This is a genomic window from Undibacterium paludis (genome assembly GCF_022568815.1).
GTDB lineage: Bacteria > Pseudomonadota > Gammaproteobacteria > Burkholderiales > Burkholderiaceae_D > Undibacterium.
This window is the reverse complement of record NZ_JAKZHX010000019.1, coordinates 89,259-106,733: the sequence shown is the minus strand read 5'-3', so window position 1 is coordinate 106,733 and position 17,475 is coordinate 89,259. Positions and strand designations below refer to the sequence as shown.

General features: G+C 49.6%; 13 protein-coding genes. 2 read left to right on the top strand and 11 right to left on the bottom strand.

Annotated features, from left to right (window positions below; genetic code table 11):
* The first annotated feature begins 157 nt into the window (after nucleotides 1-157).
* On the top strand, nucleotides 158-664 hold the full coding sequence (locus LZ463_RS25890; protein ID WP_241459209.1) for a hypothetical protein: 507 nt from the start codon (nucleotides 158-160) through the stop codon (nucleotides 662-664).
* A gap of 34 nt (nucleotides 665-698) precedes the next feature.
* Here the strand turns inward: LZ463_RS25890 and LZ463_RS25885 are convergent, their stop codons facing one another.
* The 8 genes from LZ463_RS25885 to LZ463_RS25850 form a co-directional block, all read right to left on the bottom strand.
* Nucleotides 699-1,583 (bottom strand): hypothetical protein, encoded by an 885-nt coding sequence (locus LZ463_RS25885; protein WP_241459208.1) that lies wholly within the window; start codon nucleotides 1,581-1,583, stop codon nucleotides 699-701.
* A 228-nt stretch (nucleotides 1,584-1,811) separates the two neighbouring features.
* Nucleotides 1,812-2,195 (bottom strand): hypothetical protein, encoded by a 384-nt coding sequence (locus tag LZ463_RS25880; RefSeq protein ID WP_241459207.1) that lies wholly within the window; start codon nucleotides 2,193-2,195, stop codon nucleotides 1,812-1,814.
* 642 nt (nucleotides 2,196-2,837) lie between these two features.
* The gene (locus tag LZ463_RS25875) at nucleotides 2,838-5,339 is read right to left on the bottom strand and encodes a TPR end-of-group domain-containing protein (RefSeq protein WP_241459206.1); all 2,502 of its coding nucleotides are present in this window, start codon (nucleotides 5,337-5,339) and stop codon (nucleotides 2,838-2,840) included.
* A 248-nt stretch (nucleotides 5,340-5,587) separates the two neighbouring features.
* Entirely contained in the window at nucleotides 5,588-6,835 is a 1,248-nt protein-coding gene (locus LZ463_RS25870; protein ID WP_241459205.1) for a serine hydrolase domain-containing protein, read from the bottom strand.
* Between the two features lie 18 nt (nucleotides 6,836-6,853).
* Entirely contained in the window at nucleotides 6,854-7,852 is a 999-nt protein-coding gene (locus LZ463_RS25865; protein WP_241459204.1) for a hypothetical protein, read from the bottom strand.
* 141 nt (nucleotides 7,853-7,993) lie between these two features.
* Nucleotides 7,994-8,845: a hypothetical protein gene (locus tag LZ463_RS25860; protein ID WP_241459203.1), complete on the bottom strand. Its 852-nt coding sequence runs from the start codon at nucleotides 8,843-8,845 to the stop codon at nucleotides 7,994-7,996.
* A gap of 85 nt (nucleotides 8,846-8,930) precedes the next feature.
* Nucleotides 8,931-9,380 (bottom strand): MarR family winged helix-turn-helix transcriptional regulator, encoded by a 450-nt coding sequence (locus tag LZ463_RS25855; protein ID WP_241459202.1) that lies wholly within the window; start codon nucleotides 9,378-9,380, stop codon nucleotides 8,931-8,933.
* Nucleotides 9,381-9,382: 2 nt separating this feature from the next.
* Nucleotides 9,383-10,030 (bottom strand): cysteine hydrolase family protein, encoded by a 648-nt coding sequence (locus tag LZ463_RS25850; RefSeq protein WP_241459201.1) that lies wholly within the window; start codon nucleotides 10,028-10,030, stop codon nucleotides 9,383-9,385.
* Between the two features lie 390 nt (nucleotides 10,031-10,420).
* Here LZ463_RS25850 and LZ463_RS25845 point away from each other — a divergent pair, with 390 nt between their 5' ends.
* A complete protein-coding gene (locus LZ463_RS25845) occupies nucleotides 10,421-14,068 on the top strand; it encodes an SIR2 family protein (RefSeq protein ID WP_241459200.1) in 3,648 nt (1,215 codons plus the stop codon).
* A 388-nt stretch (nucleotides 14,069-14,456) separates the two neighbouring features.
* On the opposite strand, the gene LZ463_RS25840 is transcribed toward LZ463_RS25845, so the two are convergent.
* From LZ463_RS25840 to LZ463_RS25830, 3 genes are read right to left on the bottom strand one after another with little or no spacing between them, the layout of a single operon-like run.
* Nucleotides 14,457-15,626, bottom strand: a complete 1,170-nt coding sequence (locus tag LZ463_RS25840; RefSeq protein ID WP_241459199.1) for a 3-deoxy-D-manno-octulosonic acid transferase — start codon at nucleotides 15,624-15,626, stop codon at nucleotides 14,457-14,459.
* Nucleotides 15,623-16,426: a hypothetical protein gene (locus LZ463_RS25835; RefSeq protein ID WP_241459198.1), complete on the bottom strand. Its 804-nt coding sequence runs from the start codon at nucleotides 16,424-16,426 to the stop codon at nucleotides 15,623-15,625. Before LZ463_RS25835 ends, LZ463_RS25840 begins: the two co-directional genes overlap by 4 nt.
* A gap of 20 nt (nucleotides 16,427-16,446) precedes the next feature.
* Nucleotides 16,447-17,436 (bottom strand): glycosyltransferase family 8 protein, encoded by a 990-nt coding sequence (locus LZ463_RS25830; protein ID WP_241459197.1) that lies wholly within the window; start codon nucleotides 17,434-17,436, stop codon nucleotides 16,447-16,449.
* Between the last annotated feature and the right edge of the window lie 39 nt (nucleotides 17,437-17,475).

The window sequence follows — 17,475 nt, the reverse complement described above, 5'->3', positions numbered from 1 at the left end:
TGCCCTCTGTAGTCGTTTGCGCGGCCAGGTTTTTTGTCCAGGATGATAAGCAAGCCAAAGCATGGCGGGTCTGTTGTGATATCTGTCGCTTAGAGAGAATGAGAGAGTTTGCCAGCCAGCATACTGATCAAAAAATGTTCTACATTTGGGGGTAGTTATGTCTGTGTCTGTATCCAAGCCGGCAAGCAGGTCGGCATCTCAGGCTATGGCCAGGTCGGTGTACAAGCAGGTCTATGAACTGGATCTGGTGGATTTTCAGCAGTTTCCGGTCTGGTATTTTCCGCTCAATGACAGGGGCAGGGATGATCTGTCGGTCACGCCTTATATCGAGGGTGACCCGATGTTTTCCATATTCCAGGTGCTTGTGTTTACCGACTTTGTCGACAAGGACGGTGCACATTACCCTGGGTATCTGTACTGGAATGGCGAGAACTCTGTCGACATCCTGCAACCGACGCTGTTTGCCCGCGACGGTTCCAAACTGAGCTTCTGGCATGGCGTCAAACGGCCTGCGTGGAAGAAAGTCGCCGGTGCGGCTGCGGGCTTCCAGGGCAAGTTACCCATTCATTTTGAAAGCCAGATGCACTTCGGGCTGATGCCTAAAAAGGGTACGCTGCTGGGCCTGTATTTTCTTGATGAGACGAACCTGATTGCCTGCGTTTGAGGTGCATCACGCCTGACGCCTGATCACAGGGTGCTTAAAAACTGATCATGGCGACAGTTGCATCGTCGGTCTTTTTAACGACCGCACCAGCGCCAGACTTGCCTGCCTCATGCGCTCGCAGTTCTTGCATCAGCGCCGGCAAACCCTGGCTGGCGCAGGCTTGCAACAGACCTGAGTCGTCATACAGATGGTAGCTGTCGACCAGGCGGTAAAAGCCATCTGTCATCAGCACCAGGCGGGCTGACTTGCTGGTGTTTAAGCTAATGCTTAAGCTGTGTTCGCGCGCCGCGAAAGGCCCTTGCGGATGCAGGCACAGTATCGATGGCTGCACACTGGTGTTTTGCGACACCCGCCTGTCCCGCAGCATGGGCAAGAGCTTCGCCCAGCGCGCCTGCTCATCAAGGCCGTCACGCTTCATCTGCTCTATCGCCGTCTTGAGTATGCCCTCCTGCGGATTAACGTAAGGGTCCAGGTCGCTGGAGGCGCCGTGCTCATCCAGTAAAAACAGCTTGCAGTCACCGAGTGCATAGACCGACACCTGTACACCCCCGTCAGCATGGCCCGTATCATCTGCATCACGCAGACGCACCCAGGTCAGGGCGGCTATCGGCCATGCATAAGGCGGCACTGTTGCCGTCAACAACGCAGCATGCTGCCCCCGCATGACATCCAGCGCCCGCACCACGCTGTCAGCCTGGCTTACATCAGGCGCTACCACCTGCTGCAAGGCCAGCGCAAACTGCTGCACAAACCAGGCCGGGTCACCCAGCACCGCATCCAGATAATGCTGCTCAGACACAGTGCTGGCGCCATCAAATATCAGCACATCGAGCAGGTGCTCATTGTGGGCAAGCGTGAGTATCAGGTCTTCGTTGGTTTTGTTGGGGGTGGCGGGGGTGGAGAGGGTGTGGGTTTGCATGCGGCTGAGTGTTTTATTGGATGTACTTGATTGCTATTTTACCGTGCATCCTGGGCATGCGATGAACACACGGTGGTTGCTGATCATCTTGCTATGCATGATCAGCAAGTAGCATAGAATTTAGCCATGCGTTTCCAGTTTTTGCCGAAGGTTTTATCCATGCGTACTCTCTGAAAAGTAGCCATGGATTAACCAAGGTAGACGCCCTTAGCAGGTCACTACCAGATATCACTTTTTGTCAGTCTCATCAGGGCATGTTTTTATTTTTTCCTCAAGATAAGCAATACGCTTTTGCAGGACGTCCAGGCGTTCGTCCGCCGACCCAACGGAGCTATCACCAGTTGGCGCGAAAGTTACCTTACCGTCTGCATTCAGCATAAAGTCGTTAAACCCGACATATCCGCCCAAGCTATTTTTTGCATTCACAAGACCACACACACCTTTGGTCTTACGAAAATACTTCACGTCACGGAACACGGCCGAATCAGGGTCTTTTAACGCTTCTCGAACCAGCTGCTCCCCCTGATGGCGCGGGTACCATACATATCCCACGGTCGTACTTACTGCCACCAGTATCAACACACCGCCGAGCAGCACAAACTTTGATTTCATTGTATTTCCCTATTGATTGTATTTATTCTGTTCATGGCGAGTAGATTGTTAATCTAAACACCATTTGCAAATGGATGTTATTTCAGCATTGATGCCAAGTATTTTTATTCTCCGCCCCCGCATTTTTTCAGCACATTTATCCATTTGAACACATTCACAGGAAACGCCTACATTTTTTTCGGGGGCATGACAGGTCGTTACGCTTACTCTAACGCTAACACAATATAGCTGTTGTTTTTGATGGGGATTGCAGATGTAGCAATATTTATCAAATTCACCAGAATTGATGTCAGGAAAATTAGAAGTCCTTTTGATGTGCGGCAAGCTTTGGCATTGATCCTGACTATGGCCTGATGAAGCCTATCATGGCAGACGCAGAATCGTCGTCTGCCAGTTTGGCCTCACAACCCGCACTGCCCCACCTTATCCGCAATCGTTTCTGCCAGTATGTCGGGGGCGATGATCAGGTCTTCGTTGGTTTTGTTGGGGGTGGCGGGGGTGGGAAGGGTGTGGGTTTGCATGCGGAGATGGTTTTTTAACTGTGTTTGGCGGCTATTTTACCGTGTGTCTTGAGCATGTGATGAGCATACAGTGGTGCCGGTCATGCTGCTATGTATGACCGGCATGCCGCACGTGGCCTAATCAGGCAGGTTCGGTTTTTTCAAAAGTTTTTTCCATCCAGGCGGTGAATTCTGGATGTGATCTGATCAGGTCAAAATCTCGGTCGCCGTCAATAAATGCTTTATCATTTAACCTACCAAAAGCAGCGCATTTATCTAACCATGTCACTGTCTGATTGATATCAAGCTTTAGCGCAAAGACGCAGGCCAGGTTGTAAGCGCAGCTTCCTTCGTCCAATTCTTCTCCTCGCATCAATAAATCTTGTGCTTCATCCAGTAAAGCGGCGCGACTGTAAGTGTCAGCTTCTTTGAAGCTTTGTTTCACAAGGACTATAGCCAGATTACTATGGGCTTGAGAATGATTGGGGGAGATCCCAAGTGCTTCTCTGTATTTTTCAGCAGCCAGTTGCCATTTGCTGCTGGCCTGAGCTGGGTCTGTGCTGGACAACATAGTCGCTTCATTGCTTAATGCGTTTCCCCAATTATTTAGTGCATCATGCATGTCTGGTTTGATGGCAAGCGCCTGGCTATATTTTTCAGCAGCCAGTTGCCATTTGCTGCTGGCCTGATCTGGGTCTGTGCTGGACAACATCATTGCTTCATTGCTTAATGCGTTTCCCCAATTATTTAGTGCATCATGCTTGTCTGGTTTGATGGCAAGCGCCTGGCTGTATTTTTCAGTAGCCAGTTGCCATTTGCTGCTGGCCTGAGCTGGGTCTGTGCTGGACAACATAGTCGCTTCCTTGTGTAATGCGTTTCCCCAATTATTTAATGCTTCATGCTTATCTGGCTTGATGACAAGCGCCTGGCTATATTTTTCAGCAGCCAGTTGCCATTTGCTGCTGGCCTGATCTGGGTCTGTGCTGGACAGCATCATTGCTTCATTACTTAATGCCGCTCCCCAGTTCAACAATGCTTCATGCTTATCTGGTTTGATGGCAAGCGCCTGGCTATACTTTTCACCAGCTAGTTGCCATTTGCTGCTGGCCTGGGCGGGGTCGGTGCTGGACAACATAGTTGCTTCATCGCTTAATGCCGCTCCCCAGTTCAACAATGCTTCATGCTTATCTGGCTTGATGGCAAGCGCCTGGCTATATTTTTCAGCAGCCAGTTGCCATTTGCTGCTGGCCTGATCTGGGTCTGTGCTGGACAGCATCATCCCTTCCTTGCTTAATGCAAGTCCCCAATTAAATAATGCATCATGCTCATCCGGTTTGATGACAAGCACTTGGCTATACTTTTCAGCAGCCAGTTGCCATTTGCTGCTGGCCTGGGCACGGTCCGTGCTGGACAACATAGTCGCTTCCTTGTGTAAGGCGGTTCCCCAATTATTTAATGCTTCATGCATGTCTGGTTTGATGGCAAGCGCCTGGCTATATTTTTCTGAGATTGACAGAAATAGTTTGGCTATCTCGCCAGTAGACGTACCAGTTTCATCTTTCAGGCTTTCCAGTAACGTATCCCCGATCTCTACCAACGCCCAGGCAGCGGCTTCTTTTTGTTTAGAATCAGGTTCGGCAATGGCCTGGTATAGTTGAAGCACTTCTTCGCGTTTACCTGCCAGCAAAAGTTCAAACAGGTCAAGATCGTTCTGGTTCTGTGCGTTTTGAAGTTTCGCATTGTTCAATTGCTCATCCAGTGTTGATTTAAGCGCGAGACCAACATCCTTGCCAGTACTGAAGTCAAGATCAGCGACGATGCTTTCAATATGGTCAAATGGCTTGGTCAATAAAGGTGGTGGGAAGCACTCCAGTTTTTGGGCCAATGTTGTCAAGAAGGTATCTGCATCTTGCCCGCCTATGTAGTAGGCTTCATTTGATTCAAGCGCAAGCAACTGCTTTACCAGATGATCAGATGGTGCTTTGTCAAAACCTATCCAGTAAAGGCCTCCATCAAAAACTCTGTCTTTTGCCAGAATTTCCAAGAGAGGGTCTGCTTCGCCACTGTAGCCGATGACTACCCAGGTCCTTCTGGTGCCGGTGTCGATAACGATCTCTTCCAGCCTTGATCGATGCTCTTTCAATTCATCTTCGGTATTGAGCGTGATGAAGCCGGTGTGCTGCCCATTCAGGTAAAAGATGGAGTTGGGGGCGACTCGATTGGCTTTGAATACAGAAGAGGTGGCAAGGTCATAAATCGCAGGATATTTTCCGACCATTGCGCAGGCCCGGACGATGAGCGGGTCAAAATTGACGGTGAGTATCCGGTTGATTTTTTCCTCACGGAATAGCTGTGCCAATGCCAGGTGAGCCCAGTTGATTTTCGCCTTTTCTATATGCCTGTTTAAAAGTGTGCGTCTTTGTTGAGGTGTCAGCTGGGACATGACGCTGTTGTAGTTTTCCTTTTTTTGAGCACGGTTGTAGGCGGTTGGGTAGCTGGTCTTAATTTCGTCAATAAGCCTGCCCGCCAATGGGATGCCTCCACTGAAAGAACAACCTGCACCGATTAAAAAAACACATTCACCGTCGGCGTTACGAATGGCGTCAGCCACATCGTCAATGATCCTCGTCCAGTTTTTCCCCATGATTGTTCTCTCCAATTCTTGCAACAGGCTATTTATTCGTGTTGATGCGCTTGCTTTAACGCTAACACAAGATTACTGTTGATTTTGATGAAAATTGCAGATGTAGCAATATTTATCAAATTTACCAGAATGGAATTAAAGGCGGGGTGAGAATCTTTTGATGTGCGGCAAGCTTTGGCATTGATCCTGACTATGGCTTGATGAAGCCTATCATGGCAGAAGCAGAATAGTCGTCTGCCAGTTTGGCCTCATAAACCACACTGCCCCACCTTGTCCGCAATCGTTTCTGCGAGTATGTCGGGGGCGATGGTCAGGGCGTCGCTGTTGGCCAGGACGGCGACGTAGAGGTCGTCGGCTGGCAGGTAGAGGGAGCCGGCGCTGAAGCCGGGGATGTCGCCGCCGTGTTCGATGACGTCCTGTCCGTGTATCTTGCGGAAGAAAAAGCCGTAGCCGTAGGGGCCGGTTTTACCATTGTCTTTACCCTCGGTTTTAAAGACATAGGGCGTGCGCATTTTTTTCCATGACTCGGCGCTGAGCAGGCGGCCTGTGACGATGGCCCGGTTCCACGCGGCCAGGTCGTCGGCGCTGCTGCGCAGGGCGCCGGCGGCGTAGGGCCAGCTCATGCTGTATTGCGGGGCGCTGATTTCTTCATTCTGGCGGCGGCCGTAACCATGGACAATCAGGTTGTGTTTGCCGTTGTCGGTTTCGATGAAGCTGTGCTGCAAACCCAGCGGGTTGAAGATGCGTTGCTGCATGAAGTCTGCATAGGACAGGCCGGAGATTTTTTCGATGATGACGCCCAGCAAAAAATAGTTGGAATTGCTGTAAGAGAATCTCTCGCCCGGCGCAAATTCTGGTGTGGCGTTCTTGAAGTAGTCGATGGCTTCCGTAGTGCTGACCTGGCTGACGGCCTTGCCATAGAAGCCTGGCAATGCTGTGTAGTTGCGTATGCCGCTGGTATGGGTGAGCAGGTTTTCTATGGTGATCAGTTTGCCCTGGGTGGGGTAGTCTGGCAGGTATTTGTGGATGTCGTCGGTGACGGCCAGCTTGCCTTCTTCTGCCAGCAGCATGATGGCGGCAGCGGTGAACTGCTTGGTGACGGAGCCAACGCGCAGGGGCATGTCGGCCTGCAGGGCCAGGTGCTGGCTGGTGTCGGCCATGCCATAGGCTTTACGCAGCAGTATGTCGCCCTTGCGGGTGACGATGACGGCTGCACCGGCGTTGGCTGGTTTTAAATAGCGTGCGAGGTAGCTGTCGATGTTCTTGGCGCAGGTGCTGGCGGCCTCATTGCCTGTCTGGGATGCTGCGGCTTGCGCACTGTTTGCCTTGTCTGCATCGCCCTGGTTGCCCGCGCTGGCGGCAGCAGGTAAGGTACTGAGGGCAAACAGGGTGAAGAGGGTGGAGCAGGCGCGCAGTGGGCGGGCGATCTTCGCCGGTGCAGGTGATGCTGTCTTTGTTGTTGTCTGCGCTGTTGTCTTTGTTTTTGGTGTTGGCATGGTCGATGTTTTATTCCATCAATGGGTTTGATTTTGTATTGATCCGGCTTGCTTGCCTGTACTGCGCATCAAGGCTTTGCCTATGCCGGCAAACGAGACGACATTGAGCGGTAATTCCAGCAGCACATGCAAAAAACTGAGGATGAACAGGGCTTGCAGGCCGATGTTGTAGTCATAGGCGTACAGTGCTATCGATGACAGCCAGATGGCGATGGTCAGCAGCAGGGTCTTTCTGGGCACCTTGTGCCATTGGATGACCGATGTCTTTGAGAACCAGTTCAGGTAGTGATAGGTGTAGGCAAAGGCAACAAAACGCATGATGACGAAGCCCGCATTGCTGTTGAACATGTCGCTGGTTTTTGTCAGGGTGTCAAGGTGGAAGGTGTTGATCAGTTGAACGTTCAATAATTCAAACGAGAAGTAGGACTGTTGCGCATAGTTGCTGACCTTGTACTGCAAACCCTGGGGCTGGATCAGGAAGAAGCTTGCTGCACAAATCACGAGTACAGCGATGGACAAAAATCCTGAGAACGATTTGTTTTTCAAGACGCCAAACAGCATGAAGGCCAGGGTGAAGACAAAAACGTGAATGATAGTGGGTAGGAACACGCCCACCCAGGTCAGATAAGCCGGGGATTGATGGAGTACACCGACCAGCAGCACAGCCAGTACGGCCAGTGCAATGCGATAAAGCCTTTCTTCCACCAGCGCAAAAATAATCGAGAAAAAAGCCGCCAGTGCAACGATGTTGGCAAAAAAAGAGCTGTCTTTGGAAAAATGCACAAAGGCAGGCAAGAACAGCGAGGCAAAGCACAGGCCGATCAGGTAGATGAAATCGTATTTGCCTTTGGTAAAATAGTTTTTCTGATGCAGCCAGCCTATCTCTGTCAGGTAGTGTAATGGCCCCAGCACGGCGTAAGAGAACAGGAACAGTTCAAACGGAATGATAAACGCAATGACGCAAGAGGCAATGATCAGGGCCGTGTTGATGTGATTGATGCGGTTGGCGTTCATCATGAGCTTGTCAGGGTCGTAGCAGGTCAGGCAGATTTTACCTGAGCTTGTTGGCCTCGGGCTGCGGTTTTACACCTGCCTCCTCAAACTGGCGGTGTTTTTTGCAGAAGCGGCTTTGGCCGCTTCTGCAGATCGCCTGTTGCATCATTGAACCAATGGCCTGATTGATGCCATAAACCCCGGCCAGTAAGACGCAATCGACGCACCATAGGCAGACCTGAAGCTCTCATGAAAGTCCTTGCCGGTGACAATATCATGCAGGGCCTGGTCATAGGCGGCCGGGTTGCTGGCCTTGAGGTAGTCCACATACATCAGGGCCTGGCGGTAGAACATCGGTGTTGTCAGGTGATAGCTGGGGGCGGTGCGGTTGACAAAGATGCTGCCGGTTTCTGCCGGGTCAAAATGCTTACCGTTGTGCAGCATGCGGGCGGCTTCCGGCAGGGTGACAAATTCCGAGCCGCCTGCACCGCGCGCTACCTGCTGGGCCACCCCTTCACGGAACCAGGCGGGCACCCGGCCATAACCCATGGCCCCGGCCGTCTGATACAGCAAAAGGTGGGCCAGTTCATGCGTGAGTATGTCTTCCAGCGGCAGCACACCGCGTGCCTCTCTTTTCAGCAGCGCATCGATATTCATGAAAATGCTGTCGCCGAACTGCGCCGCCGGCTCGTTGACGGTAACGGGTACAAAGCGGACAAAGCAGTCAGCATGGCAGATATAGATTTGCGGTGCGTGGGTGAATGTTGCACCGTGCGCTTTTTCAACCACTTCACGCTTTTGCCGGATGACGGCGGCAACCCGGTTGGCGACCTGCTCTGCAATCTCTGGTGATGCCCCGGCCAGGTAGTGCACATTGGTATCGGTTTTGCTGATTGCAAATGCATCGCGCGACTGCATCAGCGCCACGCCGGTCTTGAGCAGTGTGCAGCCTGGTAACAGGCAAATGCACAGGGACAGTGCTAATAGCCGGATCATGGACAAGGTGGATTGCATCATATTTTTTTGACGATGGTGGTAACGATACTGACAGGATAAGACGCACTTATCCATAAAAAGTTTCATCCCGGCTTGTCATGCCTGTTTATTGATTCTGCATGAAGCTGTCAATCAACTGGTAATAGCCGGGCAATACCGCATGCAGTCTGGCGCGGCCCGCCCTGCTCAGCCTGATCAGCCTGGCGCGGCCGTCACTGCTGTCGCCGCCAGCTTCCAGCAGGCCGTCCTGCATCAGGCTTTGCAGGGTGCGCGTCATGACCGGGCGGGACACATCAAGCCTGCCGGCAATCTCGCTGGCCATCAGGCCCTCGCTCTTTTTGTTCATGGTTTTTTCGCGGTCAAGTACGACCAGGATCAGGTAGCGCAGTTGCGACAGGTCGTGGCTGGCAAAGTAGTTGTCCAGCTCCCGCATGAGCAGGCTGGCGGTTCTCAGCATGTGCAGGGCAGTATCGACCCTGTCAATGTTCATGGCGGGGTAGTCGGCCTGATAGGCTTGCAGGGTTTGCCGGCTGGGCAGGTCTTTGAGAAAGAACATGTTCAGTTTTCCAGTTGGATGCGTCTGACCAGATCGTTGCTGCTGATGCCTTCGCCAAAATGATGCAGTATGTGCTGCATGAAATGCGCATGCTGTTCAACCGTAAAAGCCGCACAGCCATCGCTGACCACCCAGGCATTGAGGCCCATGTCATGCGCCTCACGCAGGCTAGATTCTACACAGACATGGGTAGCAAACCCCATGAAGACGACAGTATCAAGCCGGTTATTGCGCAGGTAGGCGTCCAGCGTGGAATTCTTCAACACGCTCGCACCACTGCGGCCGCGCACGATGTATTCATCGCCCTGCGGTATGAAGGGCGCAACAAATTCTGCGCCGTCGCCAGTCCAGGTATGGACCCTGGGGATGGCCGCCCGCAAACCCAGCACACCCTCGCCACCGGCAAACAGGCGGTAATGCGGGTCGCTGCGCATGTCCAGCCCCGCATGCACGACAGCCCAACCCTGCGCCCGCGCCGCCTGCAAGACACTGGCCGCATTCGCCACCGCCGCCTGGAAGGCAGGTTTGTCTGCGATCAGTTTCTGGTACAGCAAACCATCAGACGCCAGCCATTCTTGCTGGAATTCGATGAAGACCAGGGCTGTGTGGGCTTTGGTGATGATGGGGGCGGCTGGTGATTGTGCGTGCATGGAGGTTCCTTGATGGGATATTAGTTACCATGGTAATCAATATTCTAAAATAAAACAAGCTGCCTGGTAATGATTGGCACCACCCCGTAGTGCATCACTTTTACATCATGTAGAAATGATCAGGCTCAACACGCGAGCATGCTGACTCGCCTATCCTATGGAAAAAATGATCCTTACTGATATGAATAAGTGAAATATCACTACACCACTGAGTTTGTTTGGGCACGGGACTTAACTTCGGTTGTTGTTGTGGCAATACAGATAAATATTATATGGATTCTTTTTGCTTTCAATTTCAATTCAAATGTGTGAATGTTAGATGTATCTGTTTGTAACTGAAAAACCGCATCTAATTTCGAAATCCAGGTAAAAGTATCCCTTTAGAAAACCATGTCAAACATCATCCCTGAGAACCTACGCAAAGCCTACACAGACAAGAAATTAATACCGATTGTTGGTGCTGGAGTATCCATGTCACTTCGGAGAACCGATGGAGAAAGACTTTTTCCAAGCTGGAAGGGGCTGCTGGAAAAGGCTGACGAACGGGTGAGGTGTGAGGGTAGCTATACCAAGGCAAACCTGATCAAAGCACATTTGGACGACGGCGATTATCAAAAAGCAGCGGATTATGCTCGTCAAGGTTTGGAGGGCACTTTATGGAACCTTTTTTTTCAAGACGTCTTTGGTATCAAAAGAGCAGAAATTAATGACGCCAGCCTGGAACTACCGCGCGCGATATGGACGCTTAGCGATAGAGTGATCACACTCAACTACGACAAAGTCATGCGCTTTGCGAACCCGTGCTCAGATGATGTGGTTGAACTGGACAATACATCCATCGTTGAATTGCCTGACTTTAACCGCAATGCCATCGATAGCCCGACGATCTGGCATTTGCACGGCAGGTTGGAAAATAAAAAAGAGATCATATTCACCAGCGAAAGCTATAGCAAACTATATCTTGAGAAAGAAAGCAGCTACAAAGCCGCGTTGGAAATTTTCCGTTCCATATGTCGCGATAGCCATTTATTGTTTGTCGGTTGTAGTTTGGATGATGCTGAATTACTCGAACAAATTGCCAGGCAACACGCGCTATTCGCTGGAAATACTGGTCCGCACTATGCCCTGGTGCATGAAAAGTATTATGGTGAAATTCAGAGAAAGCTAGATGGTTTGAAAATCCATTTAATTAGCTTTGCTGATTTTGGCCAGCCTTTGCTTGACAAGATAGCGTCCATCACAAAGGGTAGCGCAGCTATCCCGGAAATGAAGCCGGTCGCGCATCAAAAACTGACAAGCCCTGTATATGCTGAGCAGCCACGCATTGCTGTGCTAAGCGCTAACCCTATTGCAAAAAATTATCAATATGATCCTTTGCTACTTAAGGAAATTAAATCATTCAAGTGTGAAGTTAGCTACTTCCCTTTGAATATCAAATCCTTGAACGCCCTGGATGGATTTGATTACATAGTCATTTTGTCCAAGCTGGTTAAAAAACGCATTGTGATTGAAGACGAGATGCTTCAAAACCAGTCTATCAGCTTCAAAGAACTGGAAGACAATATCGCCAATAGCAGTACAAACGGTGTCATGATTTTTCTTGATCATGCTGATACGACTGCTTTGGATGCAGATGATATAGCAGCCTTGAATTTACCGACCCTGATCTTTCCGCATGGGGAAAATGGGGCGCTGAATTCGTTAAATTTCAAATTGTTTAAAAAAGCAAAGCTGGATGCATTCAGTGACGGCAATGTGTACTGTCTGGCCAACGCTTCCACATTTACGCTGCAAGAACTAAAAGGTAAATGTGTAGAAGTACGCAGCAGAAGTAAATTGCCTGACAGTATCGATCCGAAAAGCACCATCGATTTTGTTGGTAGAGGAACAGACCTGGAAAGTCTCTGTCGAAAAATCATTGAGTTACAAGCCAAAGAACAAGTGCTGACCATAAAAGGGTCGGGTGGCATAGGGAAAACCATGACCATAAAAAAAATTGCGGTTGAACTGGCTTGCCGTGGTTTTTTCCCAGAAGGCATCGATTTTATTGATTGTGAATTTATCTCTGATTACGCTACCTTTGAAAAGAAGGTGGCAAGTAATTTTAATCTTGAGAACGCACTGCATATCCGGCAACAGATCAAGGAAAATTTTTCCAAGCAAGAAAAGCTGATTATTCTTGATAACGTAGAAACGCTATTGTATTTAGGCGAGAAGGAAACCATCAAGGATTTCATCAACTTCATTTGCGACTATGCCACCATCGTTATTACCTCACGCGAAGTGCTCGATATGGATTGCGAGGACGTCTATGAACTAAGGGATTTTACGACGGATGAAGCATTTGATTTGTTCATGCAAGAGTTGACGGGCATTACTCCACACGCTGATGAGCAAAAATTTATACGGACAGAGATTGTCGAGACGCTGCTCGGCAATAACCCTCTGGCGATAAAACTGGTAGCCAAAAATATACCAAAAGGGAAAAAATTTACTGATTTAAAGGATGAGCTTGAGAACGATATTTTTCGTAAAGCCAGTGAGTCAGAATTAGCTGATTTTGATCGTGTATCGGATGGCAATATCCAGCGCAAGAATTCCTTATATGCCTCCATACATTTCTCATATAGGAATTTGAATGAAAACGAGAAAAAAGTATTTGAGATATTGTCCTTATTCCCGGATGGTATCAACCTGGTTAACTTGAGGCGGATGGCAGAAAATCGTAGCGACGAACAGCGACGCGGAAGCAAGAAATTGAGTTCACTGAATTCAACATCCATCATTACCGATGCGTTGATCAAGTCTTTGGAAAAGAAATCCATGACGCAAGTGGATAACAACAATATCAAGTTGCAATCTATTGTAGGAAAGTTTGCTGAATTTCAACTGAAAGAGAGAAGCGAAAAAGAGCGGACGCAATACTATCAAAATGCAGCAAATTATTTGATCGTCTTTGCACAATTTCTGTACAAAATGCAGCTTAAGGAAATGAATTTGGCATTTACGATATTTAATGAATACCAAGAAAACTTCATGAAGAGTATTCAATATATTGATGTTGCCAATATTGAGAAAGATTTGATACTCGATTACCTCGATGTTTTAAATATCTTAACTTGTCACACTAGTTTGTCTGGTCCATTATTCCATGCCATGGAAAAAAAATCAGATGTCTTTGAGGGCGACGCAACTGCAAAGCTTTGTTTTAATGTGATAAAAATATCAGCAAGCTATTTTGCTGGTAATTTTAAAAGTGCATTTGCTGAGCTCCAGCAACAGATCCCCTTGGAGACAGCGGAGGAATCGGATTTTGGGAAAGGAGTCAGAGAGCTAATCGTAACGGATGCGATGGATATTTATGGTATGGAAGGAGGACAATTATCTCTATTGGTGCAAGCAATAAAAAGGAATTGGTTTAGAAATACTTCATACCCAGCCGATCTATTACAGCTTGGTGTGATAGATTCGTCGCTGATAGCTGCTAGCAGAGTGAGTTTTCATACGCTGGAGGCTAAGTTTGTAAGTGGGCAGCTGACTATCGGGATGGTGACAGATTATCTTGCTGGCATATATGATAAAAATCATCTAGAAAAAATGCAGACTTATTACTTGAAAGCGAAGCTTGGTGAAATAGATAGACATCATATAAAAAAACTTGTTGTGGTCAATCCGTACACGGCAGGTTTGCAGCAGATTATGTTTGCAATAATTGAGACTAACCTGGAGAAGAAAATCGCACTGTTTGAAGCTGCATTGAGTAATTTGCAGCATATTAAATATTATTATGTTGAAGCGCTTTTATATTATGCACGTCACTTGCAGAAATCGGAGCAAGTGACACGTTATCAGGAAATCTATAAGCAGGGTCTACAATTAGCTTGTCATCATCATTACCGCTTTTTGCGTTATCAATTTGAGGACTTGGAAGAGAAAAAGACGGTGCCATATAGCCCTGATACCTATCCTTTACCGGAGGTTGGGGACCTGAAGGGGCATCTTCAAATGTTGACTAAGCGTGTTTTGGAACAAAAATAAACAGCGGTCTTTTCAACTACAAATGGTCTCTATTCAGAATTGAGACTACACTCAACAAATTCTGAATACGAGGCGGTGCGCACCACCCAGCTGATCGGCGCGCACCTGATAGGTCATCTTTCGAGTTCCTTCGTCATGAGTGTGATGCTGAGGTTGTCCCGCAACTGCCGCTGTCGCATACGCTTCTAAGAAGTTGCGGGAAAACTGAATTCAGGAAATTCTACAATAGGCGCTGTTGCTAAATCGGTCTGGTGTTGCTGCACCATCCTGATGTAAAGCCCGATACCAACGTATTGTCTGCCAATTCAGCAGGCAAGCTTTTCCTGGGGGCTTTTATGGCGTTAGCCAGGGCAGGGCACGTCGGGCGATCCCGATATTGCAACAGTCTTTAAGGTAATGCAAGAAAACGCGACGGGTCGCACATCTCTGCCAGTTTGCGGGCAGTCAGTGCCAGTGCGCCGGTTTGGGTGTGCAGCAAGGATTTTGCCCTGGCTCCGTAGGCGGCTGACAATAATGGATTTTCAAGCAGCTGATTCAGGCAGTGTGGCAATTGCTCCGGGGCAGGGAGTTGAAGCACCGCATCATGCTGCAAAAAAAAGGACATGATGGATGTGAAGCCGTCCATGAATGGGCCGCAGATGATGGGTATTCCAGCTTCAGCCGGTTCCAGCAGGTTTGATCCGCCGCGCGATGACGAAAAAAAACTGCGGCCCATGATGGCGATGGCGGCGCTATGGTAATAGCCCTTGAGTGTGCCTACTTCATCCACCAGCAGGATGGCGCATGGGGAACCGGGTGGCGCAGAACTGCGGCGGCAGGGTAGATCATGCTGTTTCAGCCAGGAGGTAAATTCTCCGATGTGATCCAGGCTCCTCGGCGCAAGCACCAGGCGCAGGGCAGGGTAGTGGGGTATCAAGGTCTGGTAAGCACCAACGATGAGCGCCATTTCGCTGATGTCTGCAAGCGATGCGGCAACCAGGGTGACAGGGTTTGCGGTATGCCCGTCCGCACGCATGGAATCCAGTATTTTTTTTGCTTGCGCTATTTGCCAGGGGCTGGCGGCGGCACAGTCGTATTTGGCGTTGCCGGAAAAATGCAGGTGTTGAGCAGGTACGCCCAGTTCCAGCAGGGCAGGTTTGTCTTCTTGGTGGTCATAAAAAATACCGGCAAACATGGCGGCGACCGGTAGTCCGTGCTGGCGCCAGCGTAGCAGGTCAGCTTGTTCAAAATGCGCGTTGATCCAATAAACAGGGCAACTCACCTGTTTGAACTGGTGCAGCAGTTCTTCGCTGAAAAAATAACTGTGCCCGATGGCCAGCAGCAGGGTGCAGCCTGCCACTTCGCCGGGCGCAGGCCATACGCTGATCAGACGTGGTTTGCTGTTCTCGTCACTGGCATCATGTTGAAATTGCTGAAAATGCTTTGCCCGTGTCAGCACGGTTATTGCTGCACCGGCAAACTGCCTGGCAAGTATAGGCAGCACAGCCAGGGCGACATACACCTGGGGTATGTTGTGGGCGATCAGCAGTATCTTCTGTGTCTTTTGAGTTGCCGTCATGTCGCCAGTATCTTCAATAGTTGCTGCTCCCAGCATAGTGCAAGCATGTGGATGGCCATGCGCTTGTCTTCTGTTTTCCAGTAACGGTTGAACATGTTGAAATAGGTCGGCGTCGTATTGGCGTCGATGATATAGAGGCGCTTGCTGTGACGGCAGCGCAGAATATCAAGTTCACCCATGTCCAGGCCCAGGTCCTGGCAAAAGAAAGTGATCTGTTCATGCTCGCTGGCAGTAAAAATATCGCTGCTTGGCCTGGGGGTGATGGAGCGTTTGTATTGCGACCGGATGCGCCGCCCTGGCACGCTTTCCGGGTCATCTTTCAAGACTTCGAACACCAAGGGCATGCTGCCCAGGATGTAGGGGAGGCGATATTCCAGTTGCGCGCCGACGGCGCTGGTCTCGATATAGGATTGATAGACACAGTCTGCCTCAAGGTCATCGACAGGGATGGGGCAGTCCATGACTTCTCCGCGGCCCATGCCATTCTCATCCGTCTTTTTCAAGGCCTTGCCGTGATATTGGGTGGGGTCTATCAAACTGCCATAGCCGCAGACTTCTTTCCATATCTGGTCTACCTTGCGTTTGCTGATGTCGGTACAACGCATATTGAGCACGGGCTTGTGACTGGCGATGCGCAATAACTCTGGGCCTGGATTGATCCTGGTTGCGTCTTGCCACATGAAGGCAAAATCGAATTCTTCTTCTGCGCTTTTGACGACGGTATAGCCCAGGTAATGGATCATGGCGACGATGGAATAATCCTGTAACTTGGGGCAATCAGGGCTGAAATAAATCTTCATGAGTTTTTGCTATAGGGGTTTCAATAAAGTCGGCTCAGTGTTTGCAATTGATGATCAGCGCCGGAGCATATCCATTCATATTGCCTGAGTACACGTTGTGCCTGCTCACGGGCCAGGTCGGTGCTGCGGGCTTCGTGCAGAAGCTCGCGCCACTGGTGGATGAAGGGAAAATAATGCGGGGCTTTTTGCAGCAAAGCCTGCTGGTCATAGTCATTCCACGGCTTGATCTTGCCGGCGAAATGGATGATTTTTGCCTGCTGCCAGCTGATGCCATCCACAAAATGCAGGTAATCACCGAGAAAGATCATGTAGTTATATTCACTCGACAGCGCTGCAAATGTACCTTCAAAATACCGGTTGATGACCATCTGGTCGGTGAAAATTGAGTCTCCATAACTGCGCCAGGCATCATGGTCGAGCATGCTTAACAGTGCCTGAAAATCAAAATTGACGAGCTTTGCCGGTGTGATGGCGATGACGCCTGCATTGTAGGAATTCTCGAAATTTTTCCCATAACGCTCTTGCGAGGTGGGCAGGCTCAGGCCGGCTTTGGCGACAACAGGGGCGATGCGCTCTTCGTAAGAAAATCCATCAAGGCAGGCCTGGAGCGGGGCGGTAGAAAGAAACAGGTCCTTGATATCACCGGCGCAATACATGTCGCTGTCCAGATAAACCACCTTGTCATAGTGCGGCAGGTTGAAGGATTCCAGCGAATAAAAGCGTAAGTGAATATCTTTCAGGTAATCAAAATGCTGGCGCAATATGTCCACTTTTTTGATCAGCTCTGCGCTGGCCTGAATGAAACGGACAGGGTAAATCGCTTGCAGGCGCTCTCTGTTCTGCGCTGACAATGCATCGATGACGATATTGATGTCACCGCGAAACCAGGGGTTGTGCTTCAACACGCTATAGAGCAATACCTCGGTGCCGATGGCAAAGCTGTCACAGGTGATGGTTGAAATGCAGTATTTCTGCGGCAGGTCTGTGTTCGTATCAAGCTTCATTGTCATGTGTCCTGCTATCCTGTTATAGGCTGTGCCTGCATCGCA

Excerpts from the sequence above, each read along its gene's own strand:
- LZ463_RS25875 (WP_241459206.1), bottom strand. The coding sequence starts at position 5,339 with ATGGGGAAAAACTGGACGAGGATCATTGACGATGTGGCTGACGCCATT.
- LZ463_RS25840 (WP_241459199.1), bottom strand. The coding sequence starts at position 15,626 with ATGACGGCAACTCAAAAGACACAGAAGATACTGCTGATCGCCCACAAC.
- LZ463_RS25855 (WP_241459202.1), bottom strand. The coding sequence starts at position 9,380 with ATGTTCTTTCTCAAAGACCTGCCCAGCCGGCAAACCCTGCAAGCCTAT.
- LZ463_RS25865 (WP_241459204.1), bottom strand. The coding sequence starts at position 7,852 with ATGATGAACGCCAACCGCATCAATCACATCAACACGGCCCTGATCATT.
- LZ463_RS25835 (WP_241459198.1), bottom strand. The coding sequence starts at position 16,426 with ATGAAGATTTATTTCAGCCCTGATTGCCCCAAGTTACAGGATTATTCC.
- LZ463_RS25845 (WP_241459200.1), top strand. The coding sequence starts at position 10,421 with ATGTCAAACATCATCCCTGAGAACCTACGCAAAGCCTACACAGACAAG.
- LZ463_RS25885 (WP_241459208.1), bottom strand. The coding sequence starts at position 1,583 with ATGCAAACCCACACCCTCTCCACCCCCGCCACCCCCAACAAAACCAAC.
- LZ463_RS25890 (WP_241459209.1), top strand. The coding sequence starts at position 158 with ATGTCTGTGTCTGTATCCAAGCCGGCAAGCAGGTCGGCATCTCAGGCT.
- LZ463_RS25830 (WP_241459197.1), bottom strand. The coding sequence starts at position 17,436 with ATGACAATGAAGCTTGATACGAACACAGACCTGCCGCAGAAATACTGC.
- LZ463_RS25850 (WP_241459201.1), bottom strand. The coding sequence starts at position 10,030 with ATGCACGCACAATCACCAGCCGCCCCCATCATCACCAAAGCCCACACA.
- LZ463_RS25860 (WP_241459203.1), bottom strand. The coding sequence starts at position 8,845 with ATGATGCAATCCACCTTGTCCATGATCCGGCTATTAGCACTGTCCCTG.
- LZ463_RS25880 (WP_241459207.1), bottom strand. The coding sequence starts at position 2,195 with ATGAAATCAAAGTTTGTGCTGCTCGGCGGTGTGTTGATACTGGTGGCA.
- LZ463_RS25870 (WP_241459205.1), bottom strand. The coding sequence starts at position 6,835 with ATGCCAACACCAAAAACAAAGACAACAGCGCAGACAACAACAAAGACA.